The organism is Lentzea fradiae, from assembly GCF_900100955.1.
Lineage (GTDB): Bacteria > Actinomycetota > Actinomycetes > Mycobacteriales > Pseudonocardiaceae > Lentzea > Lentzea fradiae.
Map to the genome: position 1 here is coordinate 195,605 of NZ_FNCC01000014.1, position 16,538 is coordinate 212,142.

General features: G+C 71.2%; 19 protein-coding genes. 10 read left to right on the top strand and 9 right to left on the bottom strand.

Going from position 1 to position 16,538, the window contains the following annotated elements:
• Positions 1 to 2: 2 nt before the first annotated feature.
• From BLT23_RS30620 to BLT23_RS30635, 4 genes are all read right to left on the bottom strand, one after another.
• Entirely contained in the window at positions 3 to 377 is a 375-nt protein-coding gene (locus BLT23_RS30620; protein ID WP_143036097.1) for a hypothetical protein, read from the bottom strand.
• 16 nt (positions 378 to 393) lie between these two features.
• On the bottom strand, positions 394 to 1,335 hold the full coding sequence (sepH, locus tag BLT23_RS30625; RefSeq protein ID WP_090055266.1) for a septation protein SepH: 942 nt from the start codon (positions 1,333 to 1,335) through the stop codon (positions 394 to 396).
• 101 nt (positions 1,336 to 1,436) lie between these two features.
• The gene (locus BLT23_RS30630; RefSeq protein ID WP_090055269.1) at positions 1,437 to 2,594 is read right to left on the bottom strand and encodes a sensor histidine kinase; all 1,158 of its coding nucleotides are present in this window, start codon (positions 2,592 to 2,594) and stop codon (positions 1,437 to 1,439) included.
• Positions 2,591 to 3,250 carry a response regulator transcription factor gene (locus BLT23_RS30635; RefSeq protein ID WP_090055272.1) on the bottom strand — a complete coding sequence of 220 codons (660 nt, stop codon included), beginning with the start codon at positions 3,248 to 3,250 and terminating at the stop codon, positions 2,591 to 2,593. The genes BLT23_RS30630 and BLT23_RS30635 overlap by 4 nt, the downstream gene beginning before the upstream one ends.
• An 88-nt stretch (positions 3,251 to 3,338) precedes the next feature.
• Between BLT23_RS30635 and BLT23_RS30640 the strand changes: the two genes are divergently transcribed.
• The 4 genes from BLT23_RS30640 to BLT23_RS30655 are packed head-to-tail and all read left to right on the top strand — an operon-like array spanning position 3,339 to position 6,656.
• The gene (locus BLT23_RS30640) at positions 3,339 to 3,818 is read left to right on the top strand and encodes a hypothetical protein (RefSeq protein ID WP_090055274.1); all 480 of its coding nucleotides are present in this window, start codon (positions 3,339 to 3,341) and stop codon (positions 3,816 to 3,818) included.
• Positions 3,815 to 4,867 (top strand): peptidoglycan-binding domain-containing protein, encoded by a 1,053-nt coding sequence (locus BLT23_RS30645; RefSeq protein ID WP_090055277.1) that lies wholly within the window; start codon positions 3,815 to 3,817, stop codon positions 4,865 to 4,867. Before BLT23_RS30640 ends, BLT23_RS30645 begins: the two co-directional genes overlap by 4 nt.
• Positions 4,864 to 5,514 carry an ABC transporter ATP-binding protein gene (locus tag BLT23_RS30650; RefSeq protein WP_245744352.1) on the top strand — a complete coding sequence of 217 codons (651 nt, stop codon included), beginning with the start codon at positions 4,864 to 4,866 and terminating at the stop codon, positions 5,512 to 5,514. The genes BLT23_RS30645 and BLT23_RS30650 overlap by 4 nt, the downstream gene beginning before the upstream one ends.
• A 29-nt stretch (positions 5,515 to 5,543) precedes the next feature.
• Positions 5,544 to 6,656 (top strand): ABC transporter permease, encoded by a 1,113-nt coding sequence (locus tag BLT23_RS30655; RefSeq protein WP_090055484.1) that lies wholly within the window; start codon positions 5,544 to 5,546, stop codon positions 6,654 to 6,656.
• A 70-nt stretch (positions 6,657 to 6,726) separates the two neighbouring features.
• On the opposite strand, the gene serC is transcribed toward BLT23_RS30655, so the two are convergent.
• The 5 genes from serC to BLT23_RS30680 all read right to left on the bottom strand — a co-directional run bounded on the left by serC (position 6,727) and on the right by BLT23_RS30680 (position 11,318).
• Positions 6,727 to 7,854, bottom strand: a complete 1,128-nt coding sequence (gene serC / locus BLT23_RS30660) for a phosphoserine transaminase (RefSeq protein WP_090055279.1) — start codon at positions 7,852 to 7,854, stop codon at positions 6,727 to 6,729.
• A 197-nt stretch (positions 7,855 to 8,051) separates the two neighbouring features.
• Positions 8,052 to 8,654, bottom strand: a complete 603-nt coding sequence (locus BLT23_RS30665) for a response regulator (RefSeq protein ID WP_090055282.1) — start codon at positions 8,652 to 8,654, stop codon at positions 8,052 to 8,054.
• Positions 8,651 to 9,706: a sensor histidine kinase gene (locus tag BLT23_RS30670; RefSeq protein WP_176946982.1), complete on the bottom strand. Its 1,056-nt coding sequence runs from the start codon at positions 9,704 to 9,706 to the stop codon at positions 8,651 to 8,653. The genes BLT23_RS30665 and BLT23_RS30670 overlap by 4 nt, the downstream gene beginning before the upstream one ends.
• Positions 9,685 to 10,497, bottom strand: a complete 813-nt coding sequence (locus BLT23_RS30675; RefSeq protein WP_090055287.1) for an ABC transporter permease — start codon at positions 10,495 to 10,497, stop codon at positions 9,685 to 9,687. Before BLT23_RS30675 ends, BLT23_RS30670 begins: the two co-directional genes overlap by 22 nt.
• A complete protein-coding gene (locus tag BLT23_RS30680; protein ID WP_090055290.1) occupies positions 10,494 to 11,318 on the bottom strand; it encodes an ABC transporter ATP-binding protein in 825 nt (274 codons plus the stop codon). Before BLT23_RS30680 ends, BLT23_RS30675 begins: the two co-directional genes overlap by 4 nt.
• 144 nt (positions 11,319 to 11,462) lie before the next feature.
• Here BLT23_RS30680 and BLT23_RS30685 point away from each other — a divergent pair, with 144 nt between their 5' ends.
• The 6 genes from BLT23_RS30685 to pdxH all read left to right on the top strand — a co-directional run bounded on the left by BLT23_RS30685 (position 11,463) and on the right by pdxH (position 16,485).
• Positions 11,463 to 12,062 carry an urease subunit gamma gene (locus BLT23_RS30685; RefSeq protein ID WP_090055293.1) on the top strand — a complete coding sequence of 200 codons (600 nt, stop codon included), beginning with the start codon at positions 11,463 to 11,465 and terminating at the stop codon, positions 12,060 to 12,062.
• Positions 12,059 to 13,741, top strand: coding sequence for an urease subunit alpha (locus BLT23_RS30690; protein WP_090055295.1), 1,683 nt, complete (start codon positions 12,059 to 12,061; stop codon positions 13,739 to 13,741). Before BLT23_RS30685 ends, BLT23_RS30690 begins: the two co-directional genes overlap by 4 nt.
• Entirely contained in the window at positions 13,738 to 14,349 is a 612-nt protein-coding gene (locus BLT23_RS30695) for an urease accessory protein UreF (RefSeq protein WP_090055487.1), read from the top strand. Before BLT23_RS30690 ends, BLT23_RS30695 begins: the two co-directional genes overlap by 4 nt.
• Positions 14,339 to 14,974 carry an urease accessory protein UreG gene (gene ureG / locus BLT23_RS30700; RefSeq protein WP_176946983.1) on the top strand — a complete coding sequence of 212 codons (636 nt, stop codon included), beginning with the start codon at positions 14,339 to 14,341 and terminating at the stop codon, positions 14,972 to 14,974. The genes BLT23_RS30695 and ureG overlap by 11 nt, the downstream gene beginning before the upstream one ends.
• Positions 14,971 to 15,672 carry an urease accessory protein UreD gene (locus tag BLT23_RS30705; protein WP_090055299.1) on the top strand — a complete coding sequence of 234 codons (702 nt, stop codon included), beginning with the start codon at positions 14,971 to 14,973 and terminating at the stop codon, positions 15,670 to 15,672. The genes ureG and BLT23_RS30705 overlap by 4 nt, the downstream gene beginning before the upstream one ends.
• A gap of 156 nt (positions 15,673 to 15,828) precedes the next feature.
• Complete coding sequence (pdxH, locus tag BLT23_RS30710) at positions 15,829 to 16,485, top strand: pyridoxamine 5'-phosphate oxidase (protein WP_090055301.1); 657 nt, start codon at positions 15,829 to 15,831, stop codon at positions 16,483 to 16,485.
• The last annotated feature ends 53 nt before the right edge of the window (positions 16,486 to 16,538 follow it).

The following is a 16,538-nucleotide window of genomic DNA, read 5'->3' on the forward strand; positions in this document are numbered from 1 at the left end:
GGTCAGGCCCGTCCGCGCGAACCCTCCACAGAACCTTCACGTGGCGCGGACATGAACGCCAGCAGCGCGTACAGCGCGGCGAACACCGCGAACCCCGTCCACGGCACCGCGAGCAGGAACACCATCGCCACCACGGCCATCAGGGTCGCGGGCACGGCCACCAGCCACGCCCGCGGCTCACGACGCCGGTGCAGCACGAACCCGCCCGCGACCGCCGCCACGACGGCGAAGATCGGCACGGACGTCACGAAGGTGCTCAGACAGCCCCAGTCGTCGAACGTGCAGACCTTCCCCGACGCGATCAGCTCGAACATCCCCCACCAGGCCAGCCCGAGGAGCGCTCCCACCCCGGCCGCCAGCGCGACACGTCGTCCCACCGCGTCAACGCCTCGCTCAGCGGTTCGAGCGGACGCCGAGGAGGACGTCCTCCCACGACGGCACGATCGGGTGGTTCTTCTTCCCGCGCTTCGGCGGCGGGTCCTTGCGGACCGGCTTCTCCGCCGCGGGCTCCTGCTCCTTCTTCACCTGCGCGGGGGTGACCGGCGCGGGCTCCTGCTCCTGCGACGTCTCCTGGACCGGCTTCTCCGCCACGACCGGGGCGGGCACCGGTGCCTGGGCCTGCGCGGGAACCGGCACGGGTGCCGGAACCGGTGCGGGCTCCTCGGCGACCGGCGCCGGCAGCACCGGAGCCGCCTCCAGGGCCTGCCGCGCGAGCTGCGTCACCGGCCGCACCGTGCGGAGCGTCCGGTTCGGGTTCGGGTCCATCAGGTCGACCGCGACATCGTCGAGCGCCGTGACCGTGCCGCCCTGCGCACCCGGGTGGAAGGCCCAGTGCGCGCGGTTGTCCGAGCGTCCGGTCGTCCAGTGCAGCTGCACGATCCAGCGGCCGTCGTCACCGCGCCACGAGTCCCAGCTGGTCTCGGACAGGTCGTGCCCGCGCAGGCCGAACGAGTGCGCGACGACCTCACCGAGCGTCTGCACATCGGGGCCGTCCTCGCGGACCGGGTGCGCGCGCTGGGCCAGCTCGGCCGTGCGCGACCGCTCCAGCAGGACCGGGTAGGCGAAGCGCTCGATGCGGTGCGTCGGCATGCCCGCGGCGGCCGCGACCTGCTCGATGGACTCGCCCGCGCGGATGCGCTGCTGGATCTCGCGGGGCCGCATCTGGGCCTCGCCGGACTCGATCTGCATCTGGCCGAGGCGCGCGAGGTCACCGCGCAGGGCCGCCCGCAGGCGCTCGTCAGCGGGGAGCGTGAAGCGCTCGCCGCGGTTTTCGGGGTCCTCGAGGATGACGGACTTGCCGTCCTCGTCGAGCCCGATGACTCGCAGCGCTCGCATCGTGGCCTCCCTGAATTCGCACCTCGCCAGCAGACAACGTTAGGACAACGAGGCGCCCACGAGTGGGAGACTCGCCGATATCTCTACGTGATCTTGCCAGTTCACGAGGGTTGCCGCACGCCTGATTCCGGCAGGCTCACCTCGACCACGAGCCCGCCTCCCCCGTTCGGACGAGCCGTCACCGAGCCGTCGTGGGCCTTCGCCACGGACCGCGCGATCGACAGCCCGAGGCCAGATCCGGCGGTGCCCGTGCGGTCCTGGAGACGCCGAAAGGGCTCGAACAACCCGGGTACTGCCTGGGCAGGCACGGTGGGGCCGGTGTTGGTGACGGTGAGTTGTCGATCAAGGGTGATCAACACCGTGCCGCCGGGGTGGTTGTAGAGGACGGCGTTGCGAAGCAGGTTGCCGACGAGCTGCGCTATCAAGACGCGATCGCCCTCAACCAGATACGTGCGAGTGCGGACGATAAACGTGACTTTCTTCTCCGAAGCGAGTGCGGCGCACGCCTCCACTTCGTCGTCCACGACCTCGTCCAGCCAGACGAGCTCACGTGACGTCAGACCGCGGTCACTGCGAGCAAGCACCAGCAGCCCGTCGATGAGCTTCTCGCTCCGCTCGTTCGTGTCGAGCAGGTGCGCTCCGAGACGGCGCATCTCCGCGGAGGCGTCCGGCGCGGCCAGCGCCACCTCGATCAGCGTCCGCTGCACGGCCAGCGGCGTGCGCAGCTCGTGCGAGGCGTTCGCGACGAACCGCTTCTGGCTGTCGAACGACGACGCGAGCCGGTCGAGCATCCCGTCGAAGGTGTCCGCGAGCTGCTTGAGCTCGTCCGGCGGCCCGTCCAGCTCGATCCGCTCGTCCAGCCGCTCCGCCTCCAGCCGGTGTGCCGTCGTGGTGATCGAGTGCAGTGGTGCCAGCACCCGTCCCGCCACGACCCAGCCGAGCCAGACGGCGAGCACCGCGGCCACCAGCAGCGCGATGACCGACTGCCACAGGACCGTCTCCATCGTGTCCGTCTTGACCTGCTCCGCCGTGTACACGAGCGTGTTGGCCGGCAGCTCCGCGGCGGCGATCCCCTCCGAGGTCTGGAGGACCTCGAAGCCCGGCAGCCGCATCGCCGGCTCCGTGGCGGAGACGGCCGCCATCCCGCCCTGCAACGGTGCCCACTCGGCGAGCAGGAAGTAGTTGAGCGCGACCAGCGCGATGCCCGCGATCAGGAACACCCCGGCGTACCAGGCCGTCAGCCTGGTCCGCAGCGTCACGAGCCGAACCGGTAGCCGGCGCCGGGCACGGTCCGGATGACCTGCGGCGCCCCCAGCTTGCGGCGCAGCGTCATCACCGCCACCCGCACGGCGTTGGTGAACGGGTCGGCGTGCTCGTCCCACGCCTTCTCCAGCAGCTCCTCCGCGCTCACGACGTTGCCCTCCGCCCGCATCAGCACCTCCAGCACCGCGAACTCCTTCGGCGACAGCGGCAGGAACCGCCCGTCGCGCGCCGCCTGGTGCCGGGGCACGTCCAGCGTCACGCCCGCGCGTTCGAGCACCGGCGGCAGCGCGGGCCGCGCCCGGCGTCCCAGCGCCTGCACCCGCGCCACCAGCTCCGCGAACGCGAACGGCTTGGTCAGGTAGTCGTCGGCGCCGAGCCCGAGCCCTTCGACGCGGTCGTCGATCCCGGCCGCCGCCGTCAGCATCAGCACCCGCGCCTCGCCTCCGGACGCGTGCACCGCCCCGCACACCTCGTCGCCGTGCACCCGCGGCAGGTCGCGGTCGAGCACCACCACGTCGTAGGCGTGCACCCCGACGCGTTCCAGCGCCGCCTCGCCGTCGTAGCAGACGTCCACCGCCATCGAGTACCGGCGCAGCCCCTCGGCGATGGTGTCCGCGAGCAGCTGTTCGTCCTCGACCACCAGCACACGCATGACGTCATTGTCCGCGAGCGGGGGATAAGCAGCGGATAAGCACTTTCGCTTAACGGCCCCGAATGACCGCCTCCGTAGACCTGTCACCGTGAAGAAGACCACCGCGCTCGTCGCGGCACTGCTGCTGGCCCTGACGGCCTGCGGCAACCAGCCCGCGGGGAACGAGCAGAAGCAGGACGACACGGCGGACATGGTCAAGTTCGCCCAGTGCATGCGGGAGAACGGCATCGACATGCCCGACCCCGGCAGCGGCGGCGAGGACATCGCGCTCGCCGTCCCCGGCGGCGACGCCGACGGCGAGAAGGTGGAGGCCGCCCACGAAGCCTGCAAGCAGCACCTGCCCAACGGCGGCGAGTTCAAGCCTCCGTCACCGGAGGAGCAGGACAAGATGCGCGAGCAGGCGAAGTGCATGCGGGACAAGGGCTACAACTGGCCCGACCCGAACTTCGACGGCGGCGGTGCCGGCGAGCCGATCGAGCTGCCCGACCTCGCCGACGAGAAGGTCAAGCAGGACATGAAGGACTGCGGCCTCGGCGAGGGCATGATGGTGAGCGGGTCCACCGGATGACCAGGCGCGGGAACAGGAAGGTCCTGGTCGCGGCCCTCGTCGCCGCCGTCGTGCTCGGCACCGGTTCGGTCGTCGTCCTCACCAGGCTCGCGGCCGACCAGGCCGCCGCCGCCCCGCTGCGGAACGCCCCGGCCAAGACCGCGCAGGTGACCAGGACGAACCTGGCCGACCAGCAGTCGGTCACCGGCCAGCTCGCCTACGGCGCGGAACGCGTCCTCACCGGCCGCAAGGGCGGCACCGTCACCGGACTGCCCGCCACCGGCGCCGTCGTCGACCGCGGGCAACCGGTGTACTGGGCGGACGCCAAGCCGGTGCCACTGTTCCACGGCGGGCTGCCGCTCTACCGCGAGCTGGAGTCCGGCATGACCAACGGACCCGACGTGAGGGTGGTCGAGGAGAACCTCGCCGCGCTGGGGTTCGAGGACTTCGGCGAACCCGACGAGAAGTTCACCTACTACACGGCCACCGCGCTGAAGAAGTGGCAGAAGGCCAACGGCCTGGAGCAGACCGGCAAGCTCAGCCCCGGCGACGTCGTCGTCCAGCCCGGCGCCGTCCGCGTGTCGTCGCTGACCGCCCAGCTCGGCGCCCCCGCCACCGGCGACCTGATGAAGGTGACCGGCACCGAGCGCGCCGTCACCGTCGAGCTGGAGCAGTCCAAGCAGCGCCTCGCGAAGCAGGGCGAGAAGGTCGAGCTGTCCATCAGCGGCGGCAAGACCACCACCGGCACCATCACCACCGTCACCCGCAAGCCCGGCGACGAGAACCAGGGCCAGAAACCGAAGATCGTCCTCACCATCTCCGTCGACGACGTCAGCGCCGCCGAGGGCCTCGACACCGCGAGCGTCACCGCGCTCTTCACCGTGGCGATGAAGCCGAACGTCCTCGCGGTCCCCGTCGGCGCCCTGCTCGCGTTGGACGAGGGCGGCTACGGCGTCGTCACCGAGGACGGCAAGACGGTCCCGGTCACCGTCGGCATCTTCGCCAAGGGCAAGGTCGAGGTGCGGGGGGACGGTCTGCGCGAGGGCATGAAGGTGGTGACCACCGAGTGATCACCGTCGACCACGCGAGCCGCACCTACCCCGGCGGCGTGCAGGCGCTGCGCGACGTGTCCCTGTCCGTGCGAAGCGGCGAGATGCTGGCCATCGTGGGCCCGTCCGGCTCGGGGAAGTCGACGCTGCTGCACCTGATGGGCACCCTCGACAAGCCGACCAGCGGCACCGTCGAGATCGACGGTCACGACGTGTCCTCGTTGTCCGACAACGCCTTGTCCGCGCTGCGAGCCCGCACCATCGGCTTCGTGTTCCAGCAGTTCTTCCTCACCGACGGCCTGTCCGCGATCGAGAACGTCGCCTCCGGCCTCGTCTACGCCGGAGTCCCGCGCTCGAAACGGCGGGCGATGGCGATGTCCGCTTTGGACAGAGTGGGCCTGCTGCACCGCGCACTGCACAAGCCGCACGAGCTCTCCGGCGGCGAACGCCAGCGCGTCGCGATCGCACGGGCCGTCGTGAACACGCCCGGCATCCTGCTGGCCGACGAGCCGACCGGGAACCTGGACACGCGCACCGGCGCCGGGGTGCTGGAACTGCTGGAGAGCCTCAACGCCGACGGCACGACGGTCGTGATGATCACGCACGACCGCGACATCGCGGCCTGGGCCCCGCGCCGCGTCGAGGTCCGCGACGGGGTGATCCTGTGATCGACCTCCTCCGCCTCGGGTTCTTCGGCATGCGGACCCGCCCCGTCCGCGCCGTCCTCTCCGCGCTGGGCATCGCGATCGGCATCGCCGCGGTGGTCGCGGTCGTCGGCATCCCGGCGTCGAGCGCGGCGGCGTTGCGGGACAAGATGTCCAGGCTGGGCACCAACCTGCTCACCGCCGCGCCCGGCCAGGACTTCTTCGGCGCCGACGCGAAGCTGCCGGAGACGGCCGTGCCGATGGCCAAGCGGATCGGGGCCGTGTCGGCGGCCAGCGCCACCGGGCAGCTGTCCGCGAAGGTGCGCAAGAACGACCTCGTGCCGGAGAGCGACACGCTCGGGTTGCAGGTGCAGGCTGCGGAGCAGGACCTGCTGAAGGTGCTGAACGCCGAGGTCCGCGCCGGCCGGTGGCTCACGCCGGGCGAGCGGACGGTGGTGCTCGGGGGCACCGCCGCGGCGCGGCTCGGTGTCGGCAAGCCCGGTGTGCAGGTGTGGATCGACGGCCAGTGGTTCACGGTCGTCGGCGTTCTCGGGCCGTTGCCGCTGTCTCCGGAGATCGACAGGTCGGTGCTGGTCGGCTGGGAGGCGGCGAAGGAGGTGTTCGGCTTCACCGGCAACGCGAGCACCGTCTACGTGCGCACGAGCGAGGACCAGGTCGACAACGTCCGCGAGCTGCTCGGGCCGACGTTGAACCCGCAGCGGTCCAACGAGGTCAGGGTGTCCAGGCCGTCGGAGGCGCTGGAGGCTCAGCAGTTGGCGGAGAACTCCTACAACGCGTTGTTCCTCGGCCTTGGCGGGGTCGCGTTGCTGGTGGGCGGCGTCGGCGTGGCGAACACGATGGTGATCTCGGTGCTGGAACGCCGCCGCGAGATCGGCCTGCGCAGGGCGCTCGGGGCGACCCGGCGGCAAGTCAGGTGGCAGTTCCTCACCGAGTCGGTGCTGTTGTCCGGGCTCGGCGGGCTGGTCGGCGTGGTCGTGGGGATCGCGGTCACCGCGGGGTACTCGATCAGCCAGCGGTGGCCTGCGGCACTGCCCTGGCCTGCCCTGCTCGGGGGAGTGGGCTCGGCCGTCGTCATCGGCGCCATCGCCGGCGTCTACCCGGCGGTGCGGGCGGCACGCCAGTCGCCCACCGACGCCCTCGCCTGACCCGCCCCGCAACGCACGCGGGGGCCCTTCGTACTGTCACATAGTACGAAAGGCCCCCGCGTGCGGTTGGTCAGAGCTGGCCGACTACCCAGTCGACGGCCTGCGTGAGGATCGTGACGTCGTCCGGCTCGATGGCCGGGAACATCGCGACCCGCAGCTGGTTCTTGCCGAGCTTGCGGTACGGCTCGACGTCCACGATGCCGTTGGCGCGCAACACCTTCGCGACGGTCGCGGCGTCCACGTCGTCGGAGAAGTCGATCGTGCCGACGACCTGCGACCGGTCCTGGGCCTTCTCGACGTACGGCGAGGTGTACGCGGTCTTCTCGGCCCAGCTGTACAGCCGGTCGCTGGAGTCCTTGGTGCGCGCGACGGCCCAGTCGAGGCCGCCGTTGCCGTTGATCCAGTCGATCTGGTGCGCCAGCAGGAACAGCGTGGCGACCGACGGCGTGTTGTACGTCTGGTCCTTGGTGGAGTTGTCGAGCGCCGTCGGCAGCGACAGGAACTCCGGCACCCAGCGGTCCTTGAGCTCCTCGACGCGCTCCAGCGCCTTCGGCGACATCAGCGCGAGCCACAGGCCGCCGTCCGAGGCGAACGACTTCTGCGGCGCGAAGTAGTAGACGTCGAAGTCCTCGGCCTTGACCGGCAGGCCACCGGCGCCGGACGTGGCGTCGATCGCGATCAGCGCGTCACCCGAGCCCTCCGGCCGCAGGACCGGCATGGCCACACCGGTCGAGGTCTCGTTCTGCGCCCAGCCGACCAGGTCGGCTCCCTCGGCGTAGAACAGCTCGGGCGCCGTGCCCGGCTCGGCCTTGGTGACCAGCGAGTCCTTCAGGAACGGCGCGGTCTGCGTCACCTTGGCGAACTTGGACGAGAACTCGCCGTTGGTGAAGTGCTGCGCGGTCTCGCGGACCAGCCCGAACGACGCCGCGTCCCAGAACGCCGTGGTGCCACCGTTGCCGAGCACGACCTCGTACCCGTCGGGCAGCCCGAACAGCTCGCGCAGTCCGGACCGGACGCGGCCGACGAGGTTCTTGACGGGCTTCTGCCGGTGAGACGTGCCGAGCAGCGCGGCACCCTCGAACGCGAGGGCCTGCACGGCCTCGGGACGCACCTTGGACGGTCCACAGCCGAAGCGGCCGTCGGACGGCTTGAGCTCGGCGGGAAGCACCAACGAGGTCGGATCGGCGGTCTGGGTCATGTGGTCACGCCTCCGGGGCGGTGGACTGTGCTGAACGGACCTGACCGGCGCCGTTGCCGGAGTTCACAGTGTTGCAGGCCGGTGGCGGGGACGTGTCGGGCGGGTGTCGTGGGTCACTCGAGGTGCGTCTGACACGGGGTCCCGGCCAGGCCCTCCGGGAACCGGCGAACAACACCGAACGCCCGCGTGACGTGCGGTTACCGGAGCATGCCCCGGTCCATCGCCGTCGTCACCGCCGCCGTCCGGTCCGACACTCCCAGCTTGTTGAACACCCGCAGCAGGTGCGTCTTCACGGTCGCCTCCGAGATGAAGAGCTCCCGCCCGATCTCCGCGTTCGACAGCCCCTTCGCGACCAGCCGCAGCACCTCGGCCTCCCGCGCGGACAGGGGAGGCGTCCGCACCTGCCCGACGACCTTGGCGACCATCGACGGCGCCAGCACGGTCTCGCCCCGCGCCGCCGCGCGGATGGCCGCGATCAGGTCCTCGGTCGTCGAGTCCTTCAGCAGGTAGCCGGACGCACCGGCCTCCACGGCGCGCAGGATGTCCGAGTCGGTCTCGTACGTGGTCAGCACCAGCACCCGCGGGCCGGTGCCGGCGATCCGGGCGGTCGCGGCCACACCGTCCATCCCGGGCATGCGCAGGTCCATCAGCACGACGTCCGGCTTGAGCAGGGCCGCCTGGTCGACGGCCTCCTGGCCGGACCCCGCGTCGCCGACCACCTCCAGGTCGTCGGCGACGAGCATCCCGCGCAGTCCCCTGCGCACCACGGGGTGGTCGTCCACCAGCAGGATCCTGATCACAGCGGCACCTCCACCAGCACCGACGCACCCTCGTCGGTCGTGAGCGACAGCGTGCCACCCACCTGTTCGAGCCGTGCGCGCATGCCCCGCAGGCCGAAGCCCTCCGGGGCGTCGCCGAAGCCGCGGCCGTCGTCGCGCACCTCCAGGGACACGCCGTCCGGGTCGTAGCGCAGCACCACGTCCACGCTGGACGCCTCGGAGTGGCGTGCCACGTTCGCCAGCGCTTCCTGGACGGTGCGGACCAGCACCACGTCGACGGACGTGGCCAGGGGCACGGGGTCGCCGATCACGCGGAACGTCGACGGCACCGGAGCGGCGGAGACCAGGCGGCGCAACGCGTCCTCCACAGTGGAACCGTCCAGAGGGGACGGTGCGTTGGAGGCGACGAGAGCCCGTGCCTCGCGCAGGTTCTCGCGGGCGGTCCGCAGTGCCAGCTCGACGTTCGGCTGGGCGCCCTGCAACAGCGTGATGATCGACGTGAAGCCCTGCGCCAGGGTGTCGTGGATCTCCGCCGACCAGCGCGCCCGTTCGGCCTCGATGGTCAGCGCCTCGATGCGTTGCAGCAGCTCGCCGCGTTGCGCGTTCTGCTGCGCGATGCGGCTGATGGCCCAGCCGAACGCCTGCGAGAAGCTGACGATCAGCAGCGCGGCGGGCCACGGCAGGGCGGGCTGGGCGCCCGCGGCCCAGGTCAGGATCTGCGGGGTGAAGACGAACAGCACCATCGGCAGGAACGCCCAGGTGGTCGGCAGGACCATGTAGACCTGCGGGACCAGGCCGAACAGGGCGAAGGTCGCGTTGCCGCTGAACCAGACCGCCGGGGCGAACGTCGCGAGCGACCCGGCGGCGTAGACGAGGCCGCGCCAGTCCTCCACCTCGCGCTGCATGAGCTTCCTGCCGTAAGCGAGGAACCACAGGCCGTTGAGGGCCAGCAGCCCTGCCGACGTGAGCCGGTCGGCGAGGCCGCCGGTGTCGATGAGGATCAGGACGAGCGCGGTGGCCTGGGTGATCGCGAAGAGCACGTACCAGGTGATCAGCGACTGGTGTTGCTCCACCTGAACGTCCTGGCGACGAGCACCAGGCCGATGACCGTCCACGCCCCGAGCACCAGCGCGGTCCTGCCCAGCTCCCATGATCCCGCCGCCTCCATGACCGCGTAGCCGTCGTCCAGTGCGAACACCGAACGGAAACCCTGACACACCCACTTCAGCGGGAAGAACGATCCCACCGTCCGCAGCGACTCGGGCAACGCCGACTGCATGATGAACACGCCGCTGAGGAACTGCAGCACGACGTACGGCAGGTTGAACACGCCCGCCGCGGTCTTGGTGGACTTCGCGAGCGCGCTCAGGGCGACACCGATCAACGAGCACGCGATGACGCCGAGCGAGAACACCCACGCGAACGTCAGCCACTTGTCCAGGCTGGTCGGCAGCTGCAGGTCGAACCGCACGATGCCGACGACGGCGAGCAGCGCCGCCTCGACCAGGCTGGACACGAAGACCAGGACGATCTTGCCGATGAAGTAGGACGTGAACGGCATCGGCGTGCCGCGCAACCGTTTGAGCGTGCCGTCCTCGCGGTCGCCCACGACGCTCATGCCCAGCCCGACGAACGACGTCGAGATGATGCCCGCGCCGATCATGCTGGCCGCGAACATCTGCGCCGCCGCGGCCTCCTTCACGTACACGGTGCCGAGCAGCAGCATCAGCACGGCGGGCAGCGACACCGTGAAGATGAGGTTCTCCTTCTGCCGGAAGAACTCCCGCAGCTCGCTGCCGCCCCTCGCGAGGCCGAGCCGCAGGGGCGAGGGCAGGGCCGGTCGCGTGGTGGTCGCCGTGGTCATTTGATCAGCTCCAGGTAGACGTCTTCCAGCGACGGGCGGGTGACGGTCAGCTCGGCCGGCTCGCCGTGGCGCGCCAGCTCGGCGATGGTCTTGGCGGGTTCGGAGGTGCGGATCTCGGTGTAGCCGCCGGCGGCGAGGTACCGGACCGTGGCGTCGGCGTTGGCGCGTCCGCCCAGCGTGCGCGGGGTGCCCTCGGCGACGATCCGGCCACCGGCGAGCACGGCCACGCGGTCGGCGAGCGCCTCGGCCTCGTCGAGGTAGTGCGTGGTCAGCAGGATCGTGGTGCCCTCGGCGGCCAGCCGCTTCACGAGACCCCAGAACTGGCGCCGCGCCTCGGGGTCGAACCCCGTGGTCGGCTCGTCCAGGAAGACGAGCTCGGGGCGGCCGATGATGCCGAGCGCCACGTCCAGCCGCCGCCGCTGCCCGCCGGACAACGTGCCGACGCGCGCCTTCGCCTTCTCCGTGAGCCCGACGAGGTCGATGACCTCCTCCGGGTCGCGCGGGTCGGCGTAGTACCCGGCGTAGTGGCGGACGGCCTCGCGCACGGTCAGCGTCGCGGCGTCCGTCGCGCTCTGCAGCACGATGCCGAGCTTCGAACGCCACTCCCGGCCGCCCTCGGCCGGGTCGACGCCCAGCACGCTCACCTCGCCCCCGTCGCGGTCGCGGTGCCCCTCCAGGATCTCCACGCTCGTGGTCTTCCCTGCCCCGTTCGGGCCGAGCACGGCGAACACCTCGCCGCGAGCGACGTCGAGGTCCACCCCCGCCACCGCCCGATGGCCCTTGTAAGCCTTGGTCAGGCCCCTCACCCGGATCGCGTTCATGGGGAAGATCCTGCTGCTCGGCACCCCTCTCGCGGGACGACCGCACCGCTGACCCCGGCTGTCAACCGGTCGATGGACACGCGTCTGTGTTTCAGCCGTGTTTCCACTCCACGATCTTGAGCTTTCCCGTGTTAGAACGGCCGGGTGCATCTGACGCCGCATGAACGCGACAAGCTCCTCGTGCACGTCGCCGCCGACGTGGCCCGGCGCCGCCTCGAACGCGGGGTGCTCCTCAACTACCCCGAAGCCGTCGCGCTGGTCACCGACCACGTGCTGGAGGGTGCGCGGGACGGCCGCACGGTCAGCGAGCTGATGGAGAGCGGGCGCACCGTGCTCGCGCCGGAGCAGGTCATGCGGGGCGTGCCGGAGATGATCGACTCGGTGCAGGTCGAGGCGACCTTCCCGGACGGCACCAAGCTCGTCACCGTGCACCACCCGATCGCCCCCTCCGGCGGACCGGCGCCCGGCGAGGTCGTCGTCGGCCCCGAGCCCGTCGAGCTCAACCCCGGCCGCCCGCGCGTGACGATGACCGTCGTCAACGTCGCCGACCGGCCCGTCCAGGTGGGCTCGCACTTCCACTTCGCGTCGGTCAACACCGGCCTGGAGTTCGACCGCGAGGCCGCGTTCGGCTACCGGCTCGACATCCCGGCGGGCACCGCCGTGCGGTTCGAGCCCGGCGTCGAGCGCGAGGTCACGCTGGTTCCTTTGGCAGGCTTGAGGATCGTGCGGGGGTTGCAGCGATGATCGACCGCGAGCGTTACGCCGAGCTGCTCGGGCCGACGGTCGGCGACCGGGTCCGGCTCGCCGACACCGACCTGTTCATCGAGGTCACCGAGGACCTGAGCCGCGGCACGGGTTCCGGCGACGAGGTGATCTTCGGTGGCGGCAAGGTGATCCGCGAGTCGATGGGGCAGGGCGTCGCGACCCGTGCCGAGGGCGCTCCCGACCTGGTCATCACCGGCGCTGTCGTCCTGGACCACTGGGGCGTCGTCAAGGCCGACGTCGGGGTGCGGGACGGGCGGATCGTCGCGATCGGCAAGGCCGGCAACCCCGACACGATGGACGGCGTCCACCCCGATCTCGTCATCGGTCCGTCCACGGAGATCCTGTCCGGCAACGGGAAGATCCTCACCGCGGGCGGCATCGACTGCCACGTGCACTTCATCTGCCCGCAGATCGTGGACGAGGCGCTGGCGTCCGGGCTCACCACCCTGGTCGGCGGCGGCACCGGTCCTGCCGAGGGCACGAAGGCCACCACCGTCACGCCCGGCGCGTGGAACCTCGGCCGGATGCTGACGTCGATGGACCACATGCCGGTCAACGTCCTGTTGCTGGGCAAGGGGAACACGGTCTCGGCCGAGGCGCTGGAGGAACAGCTCGCCGGTGGCGCGGGCGGGTTCAAGCTGCACGAGGACTGGGGCACCACGCCCGCCGCGATCGACGCGTGCCTGCGGGTCGCGGACTCGTCCGGCGTGCAGGTCGCGATCCACACGGACACGTTGAACGAGGCCGGTTTCCTGGAGTCCACAGTGGACGCCATCGCCGGTCGGTCGATCAACGCCTACCACTCGGAGGGAGCGGGCGGCGGGCACGCGCCGGACATCATCCGGGTCGTCTCGCTGCCGAACGTGCTGCCGTCGTCGACGAACCCGACGCGTCCGCACACCGTCAACACGCTCGAGGAGCACCTCGACATGCTGATGGTCTGCCACCACCTCAACCCGTCCGTGCCGGAGGACCTCGCGTTCGCCGAGTCGCGCATCCGGCCCACCACGATCGCCGCCGAGGACCTGCTGCACGACCTCGGCGCCATCTCCATGATCTCGTCGGACTCCCAGGCGATGGGCCGCGTCGGTGAGGTGATCATCCGGACCTGGCAGACCGCGCACGTGATGGCCAGACGCCGGACGATGGACGACAACCTGCGGGCGCGGCGGTACGTCGCCAAGTACACGATCAACCCGGCCATCGCGCACGGCATCGCCGACGAGGTCGGCTCGGTCGAGCCCGGCAAGCTCGCGGACCTCGTGCTGTGGGAGCCGAAGTTCTTCGGCGTGCGGCCGTCCGTGGTGCTCAAGGGCGGCTTCATCGCGTGGGGTGCGATGGGCGACGCCAACGCGTCGATCCCGACCCCGCAGCCGGTGTGGGCGCGGCCGATGTTCGGCGCGACGGCCGGGGCGGCGTCGAGCGTGTTCTTCGTGGCGCAGCAGGCGATCGACGCGGGTCTCGGCGACCGGTACGCGCGGCGGCTGCTGCCGGTGGCCAACACCCGTTCGGTCACCAAGGCGGACATGGTCCTCAACGACGCGATGCCGGACGTGCGGGTCGACCCGGACAGCTTCGCCGTGCACGTCGACGGCGACCTGGTCGAACCCTCGCCGGTCGCCGAGCTGCCGATGGCCCAGCGGTACTTCCTGTTCTGATGCTGACCGCGCTGATCCTCGCCGACTCCCGCTTCCCCGGCGGCGGCCACGTGCACTCCGGCGGGCTGGAGGAGGCCGCCGCGCGCGGGCTCGTGCACGACGAGCCGTCGCTGCGGTCGTTCCTGCACGGCCGGCTGCTCACGTCCGGGCTGCTGGCGGCGGGCTTCGCGGCGGCGGCGGCACGCGGTGAGGACCTGGCCGTGCTCGACGCCGAACTGGACGCCCGCACGCCGTCGCCCGCCCAGCGCGAGGCGTCCAGAGCGCAGGGGCGCGGCATGCTGCGGGCCGCCCGGCGCGCCTGGCCGTCGGCGCGGCTGGAGGAGCTGCCGCGCGACCCGCACCAGCCGCTGGTGATCGGCGTGCTCGTCGACGACCCGTACGAAGCGGCGCTGACCTGCGCTTATCTGGCGGTGAGCGGTCCGGCGTCGGCGGCGGTGCGGCTGCTCGGGCTCGACCCGTTCGGGGTCAACGCGGTCGTGGCGGCGCTCGGCGTCGAGGACGTCGCCGCACGGGCGGCCAAGGAGCTGCCCGCACTCGGTTCGCCCGCCTTGGACCTCTTGGCGGAGGCACACGTTCGACGTGAAGGGGTGCGTCTCTTTGGGAGCTAACCACGGGCCCGACCCGCACGGTCACCACCACGGCAAGGCGCCGCGCATCGGCATCGGCGGCCCCGTCGGCAGCGGCAAGACCGCGCTGACGGCCGCCCTCTGCCGCGCGCTGGGGTCGCAGCTGGACCTGGCGGTCGTCACCAACGACATCTACACGACCGAGGACGCCGACTTCCTGCGCCGCGCGGGCGTGCTGGACCCGTCGCGCATCGAGGCCGTGCAGACGGGCTGCTGCCCGCACACCGCGATCCGCGACGACATCACCGCGAACCTCGACGCGGTCGAACGCCTGGAGCACCGCTTCCCCGACCTGGACCTGGTGATCATCGAGAGCGGCGGCGACAACCTGACGGCGGTGTTCTCCCGCGGCCTGGTCGACCGGCAGATCTTCGTCGTCGACGTCGCGGGCGGCGACAAGGTCCCGCGCAAGGGCGGCCCCGGCGTCACGACCGCCGACCTGCTGGTGATCAACAAGGTCGACCTCGCGCCGTTCGTCGGTGCCGACATGGAGGTCATGGTCTCCGACGCCCACCGGATGCGCGGCGAGCTGCCGGTGATCGCGCAGTCGCTCGTCGAGACCCCGGAGGCGCCCGAGGTCGCCAAGTGGGTGCTGGCCCAGCTGTGAAGGCCACCGCACGCCTGGTCGTCACGCGGGACCCGCACGGCAACAGCGTCGTGCGGGTCCTGCGTTCGCAGTCACCCCTGACGCTGGTGCCGCACCGCCGCGTGGGACCCGTCGCGCTGGTGCACCTCGTCTCGTCGGTCACGGCCCCGCTGGGCGGCGACTCGCTGTCCCTGACCGTCGAGGTCGGACCTGGAGCCTCGCTCGAGCTCCGCGGCGTCGCGGCGACCCTGCTGCTGCCCGGTTCGTCCGGTGACGCCTCGTCGTCCGAAACCCGTTTCCTGATCGAGGGATCAGTCCACTACCTCCCGGAACCCACCGTGGTCACGAGCCGCGCCCGTCACACGGCCGTGGTCGAGGCCGAATTGGACGGTCACGCGCAGTTGCGAACCCGCGAGGTGCTCGTGCTCGGCCGGACCGGCGAGGACCCCGGCTCCCTGACCACGTCCGTGCGCGCGACCCGTTGCGGCAAACCGTTGCTGCATCAACAACTCGTCGTCGGCGACCGCGAGCTCGACGCGTCCGCGGCCGGCCTCGCGGGCAAGCGCGTCATCGGCACCGAGGTGGTGCTCGACGGGGTGACGCGACCGGCGCTCGGCGGGGAGTGGTGGAGCGCCGTTCCGTTGGCAGCAGGCGGAAGTCTCGTCACCGCGCTGGGCGACGACGTGGTGACGATCACACGGGTGCTGGACGCCATCTGACTCGATCCCGGTTTCGATCCAGAACCGCCAAACCACGGAAAGTCACCGCTCGGGTGGGCGTCATCACCACGCAGGCGGTTTCGGGAAACGTGCGCCGTGCGTATGGTCGCGGGTCCAGGGACCACGAGTTCTGCCCGCTCACTGGGAGGTTCGCCGATGACGGAGACCACGAACATCGCACTTCCGGCGATGCGCGTGTCCTACGAGCAGGGCTCGCTGAGCGAGTCGGAGCTTGCCGCCACCTGGCACGAACAGCTCCAGCTGTGGCTGGACCAGGCCGCCGGCGCCGGACTGCCCGAGCCCAACGCGATGGTGCTCGCCACCACCGACACCCAGGGCCGCCCGTCCTCCAGGACGGTGCTCGCCAAGGGACTCGACGAGCGCGGGCTGGTGTTCTTCACCAACTACACCTCGAACAAGTCGCACGACCTGATGGCCACCCGCTACGCCTCCGCCACCTTCCCGTGGTTCGCGATGCAGCGGCAGGCCCACGTCCGCGGCGTCGTCGAGAAGGTCGGGCCGGCCGAGACGGCCGCCTACTGGGCTTCGCGCCCGCGTGGGTCGCAGATCGGGGCCTGGGCCTCGCCGCAGTCACGGGTGGTGAACGGGCGATCCACTTTGGAGTCGGCGCTGCACAAGATCGAGCGGCAGTTCGCGGACACCGAGAAGATTCCCGTGCCGCCGCACTGGGGTGGGTGGCGGATCCGGCCGGAGGAGGTCGAGTTCTGGCAGGGGCGGCGGGATCGGATGCACGACCGGCTGCGGTTCCGGCTCGGGCGGGACGGGTGGCGCATGGAGCGAGTAGCCCCGTAGGGCTTGAGCGGTGGGCGGGCGTCTTCCCCTGTGGGCGGGGGGAGGCGCCCGTT